Consider the following 13,928-nt stretch of genomic DNA (forward strand, 5'->3'; position numbering starts at 1 on the left):
ACGAGGAACCCGACGATCATGCTGGTGAGAACACCTCAGAGAACGGAACCGACGACCAATCTACGTAGCCTCGGGAAATATCGGTCTGCCGAACCATTAGAGGCCCGACCGGATCATCGACGCCTTTGGCGATAGCCCCATATTGTGGCGGCATACAGATCTCACCAAGTGAAGTTGTCGTATACTCTCTCACTGGACTCGCCCTAACTGCTCGCGGATGACCTGTTCAAGTCGCGCGGACTCCTCGAACTGCTCGAAGAGCTCCTTGGTCAGCCTCGCGATCTTCTCCTCGACGGGTTCGCCGTCGTCCTCGACCTCTGCGGCGCCGACGTAGCGGCCGGGCGTCAGGGCGTAGCCGGCGTCCTTGATCTCGGCGAGTGTCGCGGAGTAGGCGAAGCCGGGGACGTCCTCGTAGGTGAGCCCCGCATCGACGGCCGACTTCGTCCCGCGCCAGGCGTGGAACGTGCCGGCGATCTTGGCGATGTCGTCGTCGGACAGCGCGCGCTCGGCGCGGTCGACCATGTGGCCGAGGTTCCGGGCGTCGATGAAGAGCACCTCACCGGTGCGGGGAATCGAACCCCGGTCCCCCGCCGTCTTGTCCTTCGCGAAGAACCACACGCACACGGGGATGCCGGTCGACCGGAAGAGCTGCGTGGGCAGCGCGACCATGCACGACACGAGGTCGGCCTCGACGATCTGGGCGCGGATCTCGCCCTCTCCCCCGGAGTTGGAGGACATCGAGCCGTTGGCCATGACGACGCCGGCGGACCCGCCGGGTGCGAGCTTGGACAGGATGTGCTGGATCCAGCCGTAATTGGCGTTCCCGGCGGGCGGGACGCCGAAGCGCCAGCGGGCGTCGTCGGTGGCCCGGGCCCAGTCCTTGATGTTGAAGGGCGGGTTGGCCATGACGTAGTCCATCTGCACGTCGGGGTGCAGGTCGCGCGCGAACGTGTCGCCCCAGCGGGAGCCGAGCTGGCCGGTGATGCCATGCACGGCGAGGTTCATCTTCGCCATGCGCCAGGTGCGCTCGTTGAGCTCCTGCCCGTACACGGAGATCGCCTGCGGGTCGGCGCCGTGGCGCTCGAGGAACTTCTCTGCCTGCACGAACATGCCGCCGGACCCGCACGCCGGGTCGTACACGCGGCCCGAGTAGGGCTCGAGCATCTCGACGAGCACGCGCACCACCCCGGGCGGCGTGTAGAACTCGCCGCCGCGCTTGCCCTCGGCGGCCGCGAACTTCGCGAGGAAGTACTCGTAGACCTCGCCGAGCACGTCGCGCGCACGGATCGCGCCGACGCCGGTGAACCGTGCCGAGCTGAACAGGTCGACGAGCTCGCCGAGACGGCGCTGGTCGACGCTGTTCGAGTTGAAGATCGTCGGCAGCGTCGCGGCGAGCGCCGGGTTCGCACCCATGATGTGCACCATCGCGTCGTCGACGAGCTCGCCGATCGTCGCGCCGGGCTCTTCGGTCGTGGCCGCGCGTCCCTTGGCGTGGTGCGCGAGGTAGCCCCAGCGCGACCGCGTCGGGACCCAGAACACGCCCGCCCGGCGGTACTCGTCCTGGTCCTCGAGCAGCGGCTGCGCGTCCCCCTCGGTCAGCCCGTCCGCGACGCACTCGGCGAGGATCGCGCCGCGCCGCTCCTCGAACGCGTCGGACACGTACTTGAGGAACACGAGCCCCAGGACCACGTCCTTGTACTGGCTCGCGTCCATGGAGCCGCGTAGCTTGTCCGCGGCCTTCCAGAGCGTGTCCTTGAGCTCCTTCATGGTGGTCGCCGTGCTCGGCGTCGCCACGACCTGCTTCTTCCTCGGGGGCACTTCTGCTCGCTTCCTCGACGTGATCTCGTGAACAGCCCTGCTCACGAGCCGGGCTCATCCTTGCGCATGCGTACGACACCGGTGGTGACGCCGTCGACCAGCACCTTCTCCAGCTCCTCCAGGTGCGCCAGCTCCCACCGCGCCGCGGCTCGGCGCTCGCGTACCCGCGCGAGCGCCGCCGCGACGTCGTCCGCCTCCCCGACCGGCACGATGCGGACCTCCCACGACCGCCACCGCGACCCGCGGGGCTGGGATGCGACGTCGCGCGCGAGCACCTCGGGGACGAGCCTCGCGTCGGTACCGACGACGCCCGGCGCGTCGTCCGGCCGGTGCGCCCGCAGACGCAGCACCCGGGCGGGGAAGGCGACGACGGAGAAGCCCTCGGTGTCGACGAGCGCGGCCGGGCGCGGCGTCGTACAGAACACGACGTCTCCCGGCTCGGTGAGGCGGCCCGCCGGGTAGCGTCCGGCGAACTCCAGACGGTCGACGACGCGCGCCCCGACCTCTTCGTCCCCGAGCAGTTCCGGTACCCCGATCACGCGGGACGCGCCCGCCGGGTCGGCGCCCGCGGCGCGCACGTCCGACTCCTCGAGCCTGTTCCCCGGCACCCGACGGACCGCGCCGCCGTCGACGAGAGAGCCCAGGCGCACGCGACGGGCAGGTTCGGCCTCCCCGCGCTGCACCGCCACGCCGAGCGCGGGACGCGATACGCCGTCGAGCAGGTCGACGAGCTCACCGACGCGTACGACGCCGGCGCCGGCGTCGTCTCGCGCACCACGCACGACCGGACGAGCGGTATCCAACAACCCGGTTCGGGACGCGAGCACCTTCCGCATGTAGACGAACTGGGCGAACCGGAAGGCGTGCCGCTGGACGTCACCCGGTGTGCCGAGCGCGGCGACGACGTCCGTCGCGAGATCCTCGACCACCGCGCGCGGGAACGTGCCGGCGACCGGGGCGACCCCGGACAGGTCGGCGACGAGCGTCCAGCGGTCCGCGATGTCGACGCCGGGGTGACCGTCCCCGAGGATCCACAGCGCCAGGCGCTCGCGCGAACGGTCCACGACGAGACCTGCCGGCAGCAGGACCGCGGCTCGCAGTCGGTCGGTGCGCAGCAGCGCCGACCGCACCGACTCCGCCTCAGGCGACGACGACGCGTCCACGAGCGCGCTCGCGGGCCCCAGGACCAGGGCGTGCTGGCCGTGTGCCAGCCCCAGTACGACGTCCTCAACCCGCTCGAGGACGGCGACGTCGTCGAGCACGCCGGAACCGACGGGCGGGACCTGGGTCACCACGAGCGGGAGAGCCCGCGTCCCGTGAGCAACGGCGACCGTCTCGGTCTCGAGGGACCGCACCGACCAGCCGTGCGCGCCGAGTCGACGACGCACGAGGCGGTGGGCGTCGCCGCGCGGCACGTAGGCCGTCGGGGTCTCGACGACCTCGCCGCGCCCGAGGACGGCAGCGAGGAGGTCTCCGCAACCCGGGTACGGGTCCGCGACGGCGCGGGCCACCGTCACTCCCGACGCCAGGTGGTCACCCACGACCGCCCCGGCGAGGTCAGCGAGGAGCGCCAGCGCCGCAGGAGCGAGCGCCGAACGGGTGAGCGCCTCGCGACGGGCACGGAACCGCTCGGCGAGCAGTGCCTCCACCGCGGCACCCGGCGTGTACGCCGAGCCGGCGGCGAGATCCGCGAGCGCCGCGAACCTGTCGGTGTGAGTGCCGAGCGCCTCGACCTCGGCGTAGAGGAAGTCGTCGTCCGGGTCCAGCTCGTCGGCCAGGTCGAGGATGTCGTCCACGTCGAGGGAGGCGAGGGGCTCAGGAGCGTAGGCCTTGAGCCGCAGCAGCGCGGTGAGCCCGGCGAAGGCGACGTCGTCGGGTGGTCCGGACTCACCGTCGAGCACGGCTCGAAGCGCCACGTCCGCGCGGAACGCGCGGTTGTTGCCCAGACCGCTCACCTCGACCCAGTCCACGACGTCCGACGCGCGGAACCGCAAGGGAGCCGAGGCGTTCCCACCCGGTGCGGCGACCGGTGCAGGAAAGGGAGTCGCGCCGGACGCGTGGCGCCGGCGCCAGACCGAGACCACCGGCCGACGGACGTGGGCCAGCTCCGCGATGTCGGCGAGCGTGAGACGCAGGTCCGCGAGCAGCGGCGTGGTCGACGAGATCACGGCCGTCACCTCCTCGCTCGTGGGTTGGATCTTCCGCCGACTGTAGACGGGCCGCCGTGCTCACCTAGCACACCACGCTGATATCACCCCTTATCGCCTCCGTGGCCGCCCATAACCTCCGGGCACTGCCACTCTCCTCGGGTCCGGCCACGACGGCCGGCGGCAGCGATCCGAGGAGCCCTCGATGAAACACCCCCCAAGCCACGTGAGGTGCCGGTGCGGCTCCGTCTACCCCCTCCGGGAAGGACGCGGGCTGTGCCCGCGTTGCGTGTCGCTCACGCCGCCGCGAGACCGCATGACCACCGAGCCGACCAGCGAACCCGAGGAGCGCGCATGAGCACCGGACCCACACCCGAGGTCCCCGGGCCTCAGGCTGCAGAGGAGAACGCACCCGAGGCGACCGCCACCGTCGGGGAGCCGCCGCTCCCGGAGCTGAACGGCCCGGCGCGCTCGCGCCGGGGACGAGCAATCGTGCTCGGCGTCGTCGCCAGTGTGGTCGCGCTCGGTGCGGTGCTCATCGTCCTCGCGGTCCGCGGCGACGAGTCCGCCCTCGCCCGAGCGCACGAGGCATGCCTCCCCGACGGCGCCGACGGCATCCGGCTCGCCGACGACGACCGGACGCTCCTGATCGACACCCAGGGCGACGACGACCTCGTCGGCGCCGAGTACACCGACGTCGCGTGCCTGCTGCTCGAGCTCGAGGTCCCCGACCGCGTGGTCGCCCAGATCGACTCCACCCGCGCCCTCGACGGGCGTCAGAGCGACGCCTGGGACCGCTTCACCGCGATGTGGTCCTACCACCCCGACTCCGGCCTCGACCTCCTGGTCGTCGAGGACTGACGACCGACCGCCTGACCACGCCAACGAACAGGAGTCCACCATGCCGTTCATCCGCTCCGTCCGGGTCGCATACCCGGGCACCAGCAACGAGCACGTCGTCGAGGTCCGTTACTCCGCGACCACGACCGGGCCGCTGCGCGCCGGGACGCGCGAGGCCGTGCACGCCGCGATCCGTCGCGGCGAGCGCTTCCGCACGTTCGACGAGGTCACGCACAACCAGGCCGACGTCATCGCTCGCGTGAGCCCGCGCGGGACCCGCTACATCGCGACCGTCGCGAACGGTCGCGAGACCGACAACCTCCTGCACCTCCCGCGCCACTGACGCGCGCCGAACCCGAAGGACCGCCATGTCTCCGTACAGCCAGCCCCTGTCCGTGCCGCTCCCGCGCAACCTGCGCACTCTCGCGACCGGGCTCTCGCTCGTCGCGTCGCTCACCGCGTGCAGCCTCGCACCGTCCGTCTCCCCCGACGTCACGCCGACTGCGCAGACCACCCCGACCGAGACCACCTCGGACGAGGCCACCCTCATCGGCACGTACCAGGAGGGCTACGACCTGGGGTACGAGCACGGCTCCACCACCGGCGCCCGCGCCGGTGCAGGATTCCTGTCCGAGCGGACCGAGGAGTACCGCGAGGGCTACGACGCCGGATACACCACCGGGAAGGACGAGGCGGAGGCCGCGACGAAGAACCCCGTGACCTCCTTCGGCACCCCGATGGAGTGGGAGGACGGCCTCACGCTCACCGTCACCAACGACGGCTACTTCACCCCGAGCGAGTGGGCCGCGGTGGGCGACTTCCCGACCTACCTGAGCTTCACGTTCACGGTCACGAACGGGACGAGCACCACCTGGACGTCGTCCGGGTACACCCAGGTGACGAGCGCCGGAGCCGCCGGCGACGAGGTCTACGACTCCGACCAGGGATACGGCGGCGCGCCCACCGCACCCGTGCTCCCCGGACAGTCGATCACCTGGAAGCAGGGGTTCGGCGTGGCAGACCCGGCCGACCTCACCATGAACGTCTCGCTCGACTGGGACCACGTCGACGTCGTCTACACGACGCTCGAGGACGCCTGGACGTTCTGACCTCACTGACCCTTCGCAGGTGCTGTCCGCGCCACTCGCTTCCAGCGACGTCGCGGCCACCCGTCGCACCCCCGACGGTGCTCGCGGCCGGGCGGATCTCCCGGTCTCCGACGTACCCACGGACCGGGCCGCCTGGCGACAGGCGCTCGGCGCACACCCGTCGGCGGACCCCGGTCTCGCTGGACCTCGCTCTGCTCCGCCAGCCGAACGTCAGGGCGTCGCCAGCGCCTCGCCGGCGGACGCGGCCCACTCGTCGTCGGTGAGCAGGCGCGAGCGGATGATGAACCGCACGCCCTCGGGCGCCTCGACGCTGAACCCGGCGCCCCGGCCGGGCACGACGTCGATCGTCAGGTGCGTGTGCTTCCAGTACTCGAACTGCACGCGGCTCATCCACACGGGCACGACGAACCGACCCGCCGCGCCGTCGGGAGCGCCCGCCTCGCCGGGACCGTCGGCCACGACGAGGTCGCCGAGGTGCACGTCGGCGTCGCCGAGCAGGAAGTCGCCCTGCGGGTAGCACATCGGCGAGGACCCGTCGCAGCACCCGCCGGACTGGTGGAACATGAGGTCGCCGTGGACCGGCCGCAGCCGGGCGAGCATCGCGGCCGCGTCGTCGGTGAGCGCGACCCGCGCGGGTGGCGCGCCGGTCGCGCGGGGCGAGGGGACGTCGTCGGGCACGAGAACCTCCTGCGGCAGCGCGAGAACGGGGTTGCTCACCGCCGAGCACGGGGTTGGTGTCGTATTGGCGTGGAAAACGACACCAACCCCGTGTTCGGCGGAGGCGGGGCCGGGCGGCCTAGAAGAAGCCGAGCTTCTGGGCCGAGTAGGAGACGAGGAGGTTCTTCGTCTGCTGGTAGTGGTCGAGCATCATCTTGTGGTTCTCGCGCCCGACGCCGGAGCCCTTGTACCCGCCGAACGCGGCAGCGGCGGGGTACGCGTGGTAGCAGTTGGTCCACACGCGCCCGGCCTCGATGGTGCGGCCCGCGCGGTAGGCGGTGTTCCCCGACCGCGACCAGACGCCGGCCCCGAGCCCGTAGAGCGTGTCGTTGGCGATCGTCATGGCGTCGTCGAAGTCGGAGAAGTCCGTGACCGCGACGACGGGACCGAAGATCTCCTCCTGGAAGATCCGCATCGAGTTCTTGCCCTCGAAGATCGTGGGCGTCACGTAGTACCCGCCCGCGAGGTCGCCGCCGAGCTCGGCGCGCGACCCGCCCGTGAGGACCTTCGCGCCCTCGGCCTTGCCGATCTCGATGTACGACAGGATCTTCTCGAGCTGGTCGTTCGACGCCTGGGCGCCGATCATCGTCTCGGTGTCGAGCGGGTTGCCCTGCTTCACCGCCCTCGTGCGCTCGACCGCGTCGCCGAGGAACGTGTCGTAGATCGACGACTGGATGAGCGCACGCGACGGGCACGTGCACACCTCGCCCTGGTTGAGGGCGAACATCGTGAACCCCTCCAGGGCCTTGTCGTAGAAGTCGTCGCGCGCGTCGGCCACGTCGGAGAAGAAGATGTTCGGCGACTTGCCGCCGAGCTCGAGCGTGACGGGGATGATGTTCTGGCTCGCGTACTGCATGATCAGGCGGCCCGTCGTCGTCTCGCCCGTGAACGCGATCTTGCGGATGCGCGGGCTGGACGCGAGCGGCTTGCCCGCCTCGACACCGAACCCGTTGACGACGTTGACGACTCCGGGCGGCAGCAGGTCGCCGACGATGTCCATGAGGAAGAGGATCGACGCGGGCGTCTGCTCGGCGGGCTTGAGCACCACGCAGTTGCCGGCCGCGAGCGCCGGGGCGAGCTTCCACACGGCCATGAGGATCGGGAAGTTCCACGGGATGATCTGCCCGACGACGCCGAGCGGCTCGTGGAAGTGGTACGCGATGGTGTCCTCGTCGATCTCGGAGATCGAGCCCTCCTGCGCGCGGATCGCGCCCGCGAAGTAGCGGAAGTGGTCGATCGCGAGCGGGATGTCGGCCGCGAGGGTCTCGCGGACGGGCTTGCCGTTCTCCCACGTCTCCGCGACGGCGATCCGCTCGAGGTTCTGCTCCATGCGGTCGGCGATCTTGTTGAGGATCACGGCGCGCTCGGTCGCGCTCGTGCGGCCCCAGGAGCGGGCGGCGCCGTGCGCGGCGTCGAGGGCGCGCTCGACGTCGTCGGCGTTCCCGCGCGCGACCTCGGTGAACGTGCGGCCCGTGACGGGGCTGGGGTTCTCGAAGTACTGCCCGCTCGACGGCGCGACGTACTCGCCGCCGATCCAGTGGTCGTAGCGGGGCTCGTACTCGGCGATGGCCCCGTCCGTGCCGGGGGCTGCGTAGACCGTCATCTCTGCCTCCTCGCAGTGCTGACTCGTGGTGCTCGCCGCGCTCCTGGGAGGTCGCCGCCGGGCGGGGGGACGCCCGACGGCGGTGCGCGGCACGGCGCGTCGTCGCGCCGTGGCACGACGCTAGGCGGGCGAGGGTTGCAGGACCGTTGCAGCGGTGGGCGTCAGGCGAGCTCGTCGTCGAGGAGGTCGAGGTGGGCCCGGGCGCGGACCCACAGCGGGCTGCCGTGGGGCGCGACCTGCTGGAGGCGGGTCCACGCCGCGTGGTCCTCGGCGCCGTCGTCGGTGCGGGTCCAGGCGTCGAGGACGTCGGGGTCCCCGGTGGCGAGGGCGGCCGTGCGCACCTCGGCGGTGAGCTCGGCGCGCAGGTGCTCGACGGCCGGTGCGCCGGAGCGTGGCAGCACGGGCCCGCGGTAGGCGGCGATCGCACCGAGGGCGTCGCCGAGCGCGAGGCGGTCGCGCACGACGTCGACGTCGGTCCGCAGCGGGCGCGCGAGCCGGTAGGGGCGTGACCCGGCGAGGAGCGGCCCGGCGACGCGGCGCAGGCGTGAGACCTCGGCGCGGACCGTGACGTCGGACAGGTCGCCGGGGTGCAGGAGCACGGCGAGCTCGTCGGCCGAGAGCCCGCGCGGGTGCGCGGCGAGGAGCGCGAGGATCTCGGCGTGCCGCAGCGACAGGCGGTGGTCGAGGCCGTCGGGCGCGCGCAGCACGGGCGCCGACCCGAGGACGAGCAGCTCGGGGCGCCCGTCGCCCGGCGGCCCGGGCACGGGTCCGGCGGCACCGGCCTGCTCACCCGTCGCGGCGCGCCGGGCGAGCTCGCGCTCGAGGCTGAGGACGGTCGCGCGCACGAGGGACAGGACGACGCCCGAGGCGGCCGACTGGCGTCCCGTGACGTCGAGCACGCCGAGCACGCGGCCGCTGCCGGGCTCGTGGATGGGCACGGCCGTGCAGCTGAACGCCTGCACCGGCCGCGAGAAGTGCTCGGCGCCGAGGACCTGCACGGCGCGGCGGGCGGCGAGCGCCGTCCCGGGCGCGTTCGTCCCGACCCGCTCCTCGCGCCACACGGACCCCTCGACGAAGCCGACGCGCTCGACGGACTCGCGCAGCGCGCGGTTGCCCTCGACCCACAGGAGCCGGCCCGCGTCGTCGGACACGGCGACGGCGAGACCGTCGTCCACGGCGGCGTCGACGACGAGCTCGCGCACCACGGGCATGACGGCCGCGAGCGGGTGCGCGTCGCGGTACGCGACGAGGTCGTCGTGCGCGAGGCCGGAGCCGGTGCGGGGTCCCTCGGGGTCGACGCCGCTGTGCAGGGAGCGGCGCCAGGAGTCCGCGACGACGGGGTGCACGCCGTGGGGCAGGACGCCGCTGTCGAGGAACGAGCGGTAGGCGGCGCGCACGGAGCGGGGGTCGCGGCGCGCGTCGGCGCGTCGCGGGTGCGCGTCGCTGCGCAGCGGCGGTGCGGGGGTGCGCGGCACGGGGCCTCCGACGTCGTCGTGCGGTGCGCCCAGTGTAGACCGCGGCGCGCGGCACGCGACCGTGGCGCTCACCGGGCCGCGCCCGGCGCCGAGCCCGCGGCGTCGGCCTCCCGCGCGACCTGGCGCAGTCCCGCGAGCACGACGCTCGTCGCGGCCGTCGGGGGCGCCCCGCGCCGCACGGCCGCGTACACGGGCCGGGTGCGCGGCGCGCGCAGCAGCCGGGCGTCGACGTCGTAGCGCGGGTCGACGGCGAGCCCCGGCAGGAGCGCGACGGACAGGCCCGCCTCGACGTGCGCGAGGAGAAGCTCGTAGCTCGGCAGGCGCGCGACGACCCGCGGCTCGAAGCCGGCGTCGCGGCACGCGCTCTCGACGAGCGTGGACAGGTACCGGCCGGGCAGGTCGGCCGACCAGCGCGTGTCGGCGAGGCCGGCGAGGTCGACGGGGCCGTCCGTGGCACCGGTCCCGCTCGGGGCGACGAGGACCACGGGGTCCTCCAGCAGCGGGACGGTCGCGACGTCGGGCCCGGCGAGCCGGGCGCCGTCGAGGAGGTCGGCGGTGACCGCGACGTCGACGTCGGCGCGGCGCAGCGCGGGCCCGCTCTCGCGCGGGTCGAGCTCGACGATCTCGACCTCGACGCGCGGGTGCTCGACGGCGAGCCGCGTGGCGAGGGGGATGACGAGCGCACGCACCGCGCTGGAGAACGCGGCGACCCGCACGGCGCCCGCGGGGTGCCCGTCGGGGTGCGCGAGCTCGGCCTCCGCGAGCGCCATCTGGTCGAGGATGACGCGCGCGTGCGCGGCGAGGGTGCGGCCCGCGGGCGTGAGCCGGACGCGGCGACCGGCGCGCTCGACGAGGCGCGTCCCGGTCTCGGCCTCGAGCGTCGCGAGCTGGGCGGAGACGGCGGACGGGCTGAGGTGCAGCGAGGCGCCGACGGCCCGCACCGTGCCGAGGCTGTCGAGCCGCGCGAGGATCTGCAGGCGTGCCGCGTTGAGCACGGGACCTCCGGTCTGTGCGAGTTTTCCGCACAGACTGTACGCAGACTCGTGCTGTACGTGCACAGACGTCCGTCCCTACGCTCGACGCATGACGGCCGCCTCCTCCCCCGCCCTCGTCCCGTCGCCCGCCGCGTCGCCCGCGGCGCCGGACGACGCGTCCCGCTTCTGGGCCGACGCGGACCGGCACCTCGTCCGGTACGGCGGCCCGTTCACGCCCGAGATCGTCGAGAGCGCGTCCGGCAGCTTCGTCACGACGGCCGACGGGCGACGCGTCCTCGACTTCACGTCGGGCCAGATGAGCGCGATCCTCGGCCACGGGCACCCCGCGATCGTCGAGACGGTCCGTCGCCAGGTCGCGACCCTCGACCACCTGTTCTCCGGCATGCTGTCGCGCCCGGTCGTCGACCTCGCGCGCCGCCTCGCCGGGACCCTGCCCGACCCGCTCGAGAAGGTGCTCCTGCTCTCGACCGGCGCCGAGTCGAACGAGGCCGCGATCCGCATGGCGAAGCTCGTCACGGGCGGGCACGAGGTCGTCTCGCTCGCGGGCTCGTGGCACGGCATGACGCACGCGGCCGCCGCCGCGACGTACAGCGCGGGCCGGCGCGGGTACGGCCCGACGGCGCCCGGCAACCTCGTCGTCCCCGTGCCGAACGCGTACCGCCCGGACCACCTGACGCCCGACGGCGAGCACGACTGGCGCCGCCAGCTCGACCTCGCGTTCGACCTCGTCGACGTGCAGTCGACGGGCAGCCTCGCGGCATGCATCGTCGAGCCGATCCTGAGCTCGGGCGGCATCGTCGAGCTCCCGCCGGGCTACCTCGCCGCGCTGCGGGACAAGTGCCACGAGCGCGGGATGCTCCTCATCCTCGACGAGGCGCAGACGGCGCTGTGCCGCACGGGCTCGTGGTACGCGTTCGAGGGCCGCGACGGCGAGGAGCCGGTGGTGCCGGACATCCTCACGCTCTCCAAGACGCTCGGCGCGGGGCTGCCGCTGGCGGCCGTCGTGACGAGCGCCGAGATCGAGCAGCGCGCGCACGAGCGCGGGTTCCTCTTCTTCACGACGCACGTCTCCGACCCGCTCGTCGCGGCCGTCGGCAACACCGTGCTCGACGTGCTCCAGGGCGAGCGCATGGACGACCGGGTTCGTGTGCTGGGCGACCGCCTGCGCGCGGGCCTGCTCGACCTCCAGGACCGCCACGCCGCGATCGGCGACGTGCGCGGGCGGGGCCTGCTCCAGGGCATCGAGCTCGTGCGGGACCGCGAGACCAAGGAGGGCGCGGACGCCCTCGGCGCCCTGGTCACGCGGCGGGCGCTGGAGCTCGGGCTCCACATGAACGTCGTGCAGCTGCGCGGGATGGGCGGCGTGTTCCGCATCGCGCCGCCGCTCACGGTGAGCGAGGAGGAGCTCGACCTCGGGCTGGCGATCCTCGACCGCGCGCTCGGCGGCGCGACGCGCGAGCTCCTCGGCTGACGGCCCGGTCGGGCGGCCGGAGGGGCGCTCGCACGACCGTCCGCTGCGTGCGTTTACACAGTCTCAGCATGCGCGACGGGCCTTCCGTGATGCGGACAGCAGACCTAGCCTGACGCTCGGACGGACCACCCTTCACCCGCGCACGGAGGACACCATGCCCGCACCCCTCGACACCAGCGAGAAGATCAGCCAGTACGCCCACCCCGACCGCCTCGTGAGCACCGACTGGCTCGCCGAGCACCTCGGGCAGCCGGGCATCGTCGTCGTCGAGTCGGACGAGGACGTGCTGCTCTACGAGACCGGTCACATCCCGGGTGCGGTGAAGATCGACTGGCACACCGACCTCAACGACCCCGACACGCGCGACTACATCGACGGCAAGGGCTTCGCCCAGCTCCTCGGCAGCAAGGGCATCGCGCGCGACACGACGATCGTCGTCTACGGCGACAAGAACAACTGGTGGGCCGCGTACGCGGCGTGGGTCTTCACGCTGTTCGGCCACGAGGACGTGCGACTGCTCGACGGCGGCCGCGGCAAGTGGATCGCGGAGGGCCGCGAGATCACGACGGACGTCCCGGCGCCCGAGGCCGTGGAGTACCCGGTCGTCGAGCGCGACGACGTGACGATCCGCGCGTTCAAGGAGGACGTCCTCGCGCACATCGGCAACGGCCCGCTCGTCGACATCCGCTCCCCGCAGGAGTACACGGGCGAGCGCCTGCACATCCCGGACTACCCGGAGGAGGGCGTGCTGCGCGGCGGACACATCCCGACGGCGCGCAACGTCCCGTGGGCGACGGCCGTCGCCGAGGACGGCACGTACAAGTCGCGCGAGCAGCTCGAGGCGATCTACCAGGAGGGCGGCCTGGGCCTCGCGACGGACGACGAGGTCGTCACGTACTGCCGCATCGGCGAGCGGTCGAGCCACACGTGGTTCGCGCTGACGTACCTGCTCGGCTTCGACAAGGTCCGCAACTACGACGGCTCGTGGACCGAGTGGGGCAACGCGGTGCGCGTGCCGATCGTCAAGGGCGAGGAGCCCGGCGAGGCCCCGGCGTCGCTCAACTGACCCGCGTCCCGCGCGTGCCCGACGGCGCGCGGCCCGCTCCCTCGTGGGGCGCGCCGCGCGCCGTCGGCGTCCGCGGGCATACGGGGCGCACGCCGGGCGTTCCGCACGGTGGGACCGAGTCCCGGTCGCCCGCCCCCGATGCAAGGATCGACACCATGAGCTCCTCGTCCGACGCCCCGTCCCTGCCCGCGGCCCTCGCGGAGATCCGCGAGGACTTCCTCGCGCTGCCGGAGCGCGAGCGTCTCCAGCTCCTGCTCGAGTTCGCGAACGAGCTGCCCGACCTCCCGGAGCGCTACGCGAGCGCGCCCGGGCTGCTGGAGCGCATCGAGGAGTGCCAGTCCCCCGTGCGCGCGTTCGCGGAGGTCGACGACGCGGGCGTCGTGCACTTCTACGCGACCGCGCCGGCCGAGGCGCCGACGACCCGCGGGTTCGCGTCGATCCTCGCGCAGGGCCTCTCGGGCCTGACGGTGCAGGAGGTGCTCGACGTGCCGGACGACTTCCCGATGTCGATCGGCCTCACGCGCGCCGTGAGCCCGCTGCGCATCGGCGGCATGAACGGGATGCTCACGCGCGCCAAGCGCCAGGTGCGCGAGCAGGTCGCGGCGCGCGCCTGACCGAAGATCCCCCGCGGACCCGCCGAGCATGCGGTTGCCGCCCGTCCGGCCGCCACGACGGGACGCGTTCGCA

At 73.0% G+C, this 13,928-nt stretch carries 12 protein-coding genes; 6 read left to right on the plus strand and 6 right to left on the minus strand.

Annotation, left to right across the window (positions count from 1 at the left end; translation table 11 throughout):
* Nucleotides 1-189 precede the first annotated feature (189 nt).
* Both GJV82_RS14060 and GJV82_RS14065 read right to left on the minus strand, forming a co-directional pair.
* Complete coding sequence (locus tag GJV82_RS14060) at nucleotides 190-1,767, minus strand: class I SAM-dependent DNA methyltransferase (protein ID WP_155099677.1); 1,578 nt, start codon at nucleotides 1,765-1,767, stop codon at nucleotides 190-192.
* A 92-nt stretch (nucleotides 1,768-1,859) separates the two neighbouring features.
* Entirely contained in the window at nucleotides 1,860-3,986 is a 2,127-nt protein-coding gene (locus tag GJV82_RS14065; RefSeq protein WP_155099660.1) for a hypothetical protein, read from the minus strand.
* A 333-nt stretch (nucleotides 3,987-4,319) separates the two neighbouring features.
* On the opposite strand from GJV82_RS14065, the gene GJV82_RS14070 reads away from it, so the two are divergent.
* From GJV82_RS14070 to GJV82_RS14080, 3 genes are read left to right on the plus strand one after another with little or no spacing between them, the layout of a single operon-like run.
* Nucleotides 4,320-4,826 carry a hypothetical protein gene (locus tag GJV82_RS14070; RefSeq protein WP_155099661.1) on the plus strand — a complete coding sequence of 169 codons (507 nt, stop codon included), beginning with the start codon at nucleotides 4,320-4,322 and terminating at the stop codon, nucleotides 4,824-4,826.
* A gap of 40 nt (nucleotides 4,827-4,866) precedes the next feature.
* Complete coding sequence (locus GJV82_RS14075) at nucleotides 4,867-5,148, plus strand: DUF3892 domain-containing protein (RefSeq protein ID WP_155099662.1); 282 nt, start codon at nucleotides 4,867-4,869, stop codon at nucleotides 5,146-5,148.
* Between the two features lie 25 nt (nucleotides 5,149-5,173).
* Nucleotides 5,174-5,914: a hypothetical protein gene (locus GJV82_RS14080; RefSeq protein ID WP_155099663.1), complete on the plus strand. Its 741-nt coding sequence runs from the start codon at nucleotides 5,174-5,176 to the stop codon at nucleotides 5,912-5,914.
* A gap of 210 nt (nucleotides 5,915-6,124) precedes the next feature.
* Here the strand turns inward: GJV82_RS14080 and GJV82_RS14085 are convergent, their stop codons facing one another.
* From GJV82_RS14085 to GJV82_RS14100, 4 genes are all read right to left on the minus strand, one after another.
* Complete coding sequence (locus GJV82_RS14085) at nucleotides 6,125-6,514, minus strand: DUF779 domain-containing protein (protein WP_155099678.1); 390 nt, start codon at nucleotides 6,512-6,514, stop codon at nucleotides 6,125-6,127.
* Nucleotides 6,515-6,710: 196 nt separating this feature from the next.
* Complete coding sequence (gene adh, locus GJV82_RS14090; protein WP_155099664.1) at nucleotides 6,711-8,234, minus strand: aldehyde dehydrogenase; 1,524 nt, start codon at nucleotides 8,232-8,234, stop codon at nucleotides 6,711-6,713.
* 161 nt (nucleotides 8,235-8,395) lie between these two features.
* The gene (locus GJV82_RS14095; protein ID WP_318657669.1) at nucleotides 8,396-9,709 is read right to left on the minus strand and encodes a sigma-54-dependent transcriptional regulator family protein; all 1,314 of its coding nucleotides are present in this window, start codon (nucleotides 9,707-9,709) and stop codon (nucleotides 8,396-8,398) included.
* A gap of 68 nt (nucleotides 9,710-9,777) precedes the next feature.
* A complete protein-coding gene (locus tag GJV82_RS14100; protein ID WP_318657670.1) occupies nucleotides 9,778-10,704 on the minus strand; it encodes a LysR family transcriptional regulator in 927 nt (308 codons plus the stop codon).
* Nucleotides 10,705-10,792: 88 nt separating this feature from the next.
* On the opposite strand from GJV82_RS14100, the gene GJV82_RS14105 reads away from it, so the two are divergent.
* The 3 genes from GJV82_RS14105 to GJV82_RS14115 all read left to right on the plus strand — a co-directional run bounded on the left by GJV82_RS14105 (nucleotide 10,793) and on the right by GJV82_RS14115 (nucleotide 13,855).
* Nucleotides 10,793-12,175: an aspartate aminotransferase family protein gene (locus GJV82_RS14105; protein WP_155099665.1), complete on the plus strand. Its 1,383-nt coding sequence runs from the start codon at nucleotides 10,793-10,795 to the stop codon at nucleotides 12,173-12,175.
* Nucleotides 12,176-12,329: 154 nt separating this feature from the next.
* Nucleotides 12,330-13,241: a sulfurtransferase gene (locus tag GJV82_RS14110; protein WP_024841056.1), complete on the plus strand. Its 912-nt coding sequence runs from the start codon at nucleotides 12,330-12,332 to the stop codon at nucleotides 13,239-13,241.
* 155 nt (nucleotides 13,242-13,396) lie between these two features.
* Nucleotides 13,397-13,855, plus strand: coding sequence for a SufE family protein (locus tag GJV82_RS14115; RefSeq protein WP_024841055.1), 459 nt, complete (start codon nucleotides 13,397-13,399; stop codon nucleotides 13,853-13,855).
* The last annotated feature ends 73 nt before the right edge of the window (nucleotides 13,856-13,928 follow it).

Origin of the sequence: Cellulosimicrobium composti, assembly GCF_009711085.1 — a bacterium.
Lineage (GTDB): Bacteria > Actinomycetota > Actinomycetes > Actinomycetales > Cellulomonadaceae > Cellulosimicrobium > Cellulosimicrobium composti.

Excerpts from the sequence above, each read along its gene's own strand:
- GJV82_RS14060 (WP_155099677.1), bottom strand. The coding sequence starts at position 1,767 with ATGAAGGAGCTCAAGGACACGCTCTGGAAGGCCGCGGACAAGCTACGC.
- GJV82_RS14070 (WP_155099661.1), top strand. The coding sequence starts at position 4,320 with ATGAGCACCGGACCCACACCCGAGGTCCCCGGGCCTCAGGCTGCAGAG.
- GJV82_RS14075 (WP_155099662.1), top strand. The coding sequence starts at position 4,867 with ATGCCGTTCATCCGCTCCGTCCGGGTCGCATACCCGGGCACCAGCAAC.
- GJV82_RS14080 (WP_155099663.1), top strand. The coding sequence starts at position 5,174 with ATGTCTCCGTACAGCCAGCCCCTGTCCGTGCCGCTCCCGCGCAACCTG.
- GJV82_RS14085 (WP_155099678.1), bottom strand. The coding sequence starts at position 6,514 with ATGCTCGCCCGGCTGCGGCCGGTCCACGGCGACCTCATGTTCCACCAG.
- adh (WP_155099664.1), bottom strand. The coding sequence starts at position 8,234 with ATGACGGTCTACGCAGCCCCCGGCACGGACGGGGCCATCGCCGAGTAC.
- GJV82_RS14105 (WP_155099665.1), top strand. The coding sequence starts at position 10,793 with ATGACGGCCGCCTCCTCCCCCGCCCTCGTCCCGTCGCCCGCCGCGTCG.
- GJV82_RS14110 (WP_024841056.1), top strand. The coding sequence starts at position 12,330 with ATGCCCGCACCCCTCGACACCAGCGAGAAGATCAGCCAGTACGCCCAC.
- GJV82_RS14115 (WP_024841055.1), top strand. The coding sequence starts at position 13,397 with ATGAGCTCCTCGTCCGACGCCCCGTCCCTGCCCGCGGCCCTCGCGGAG.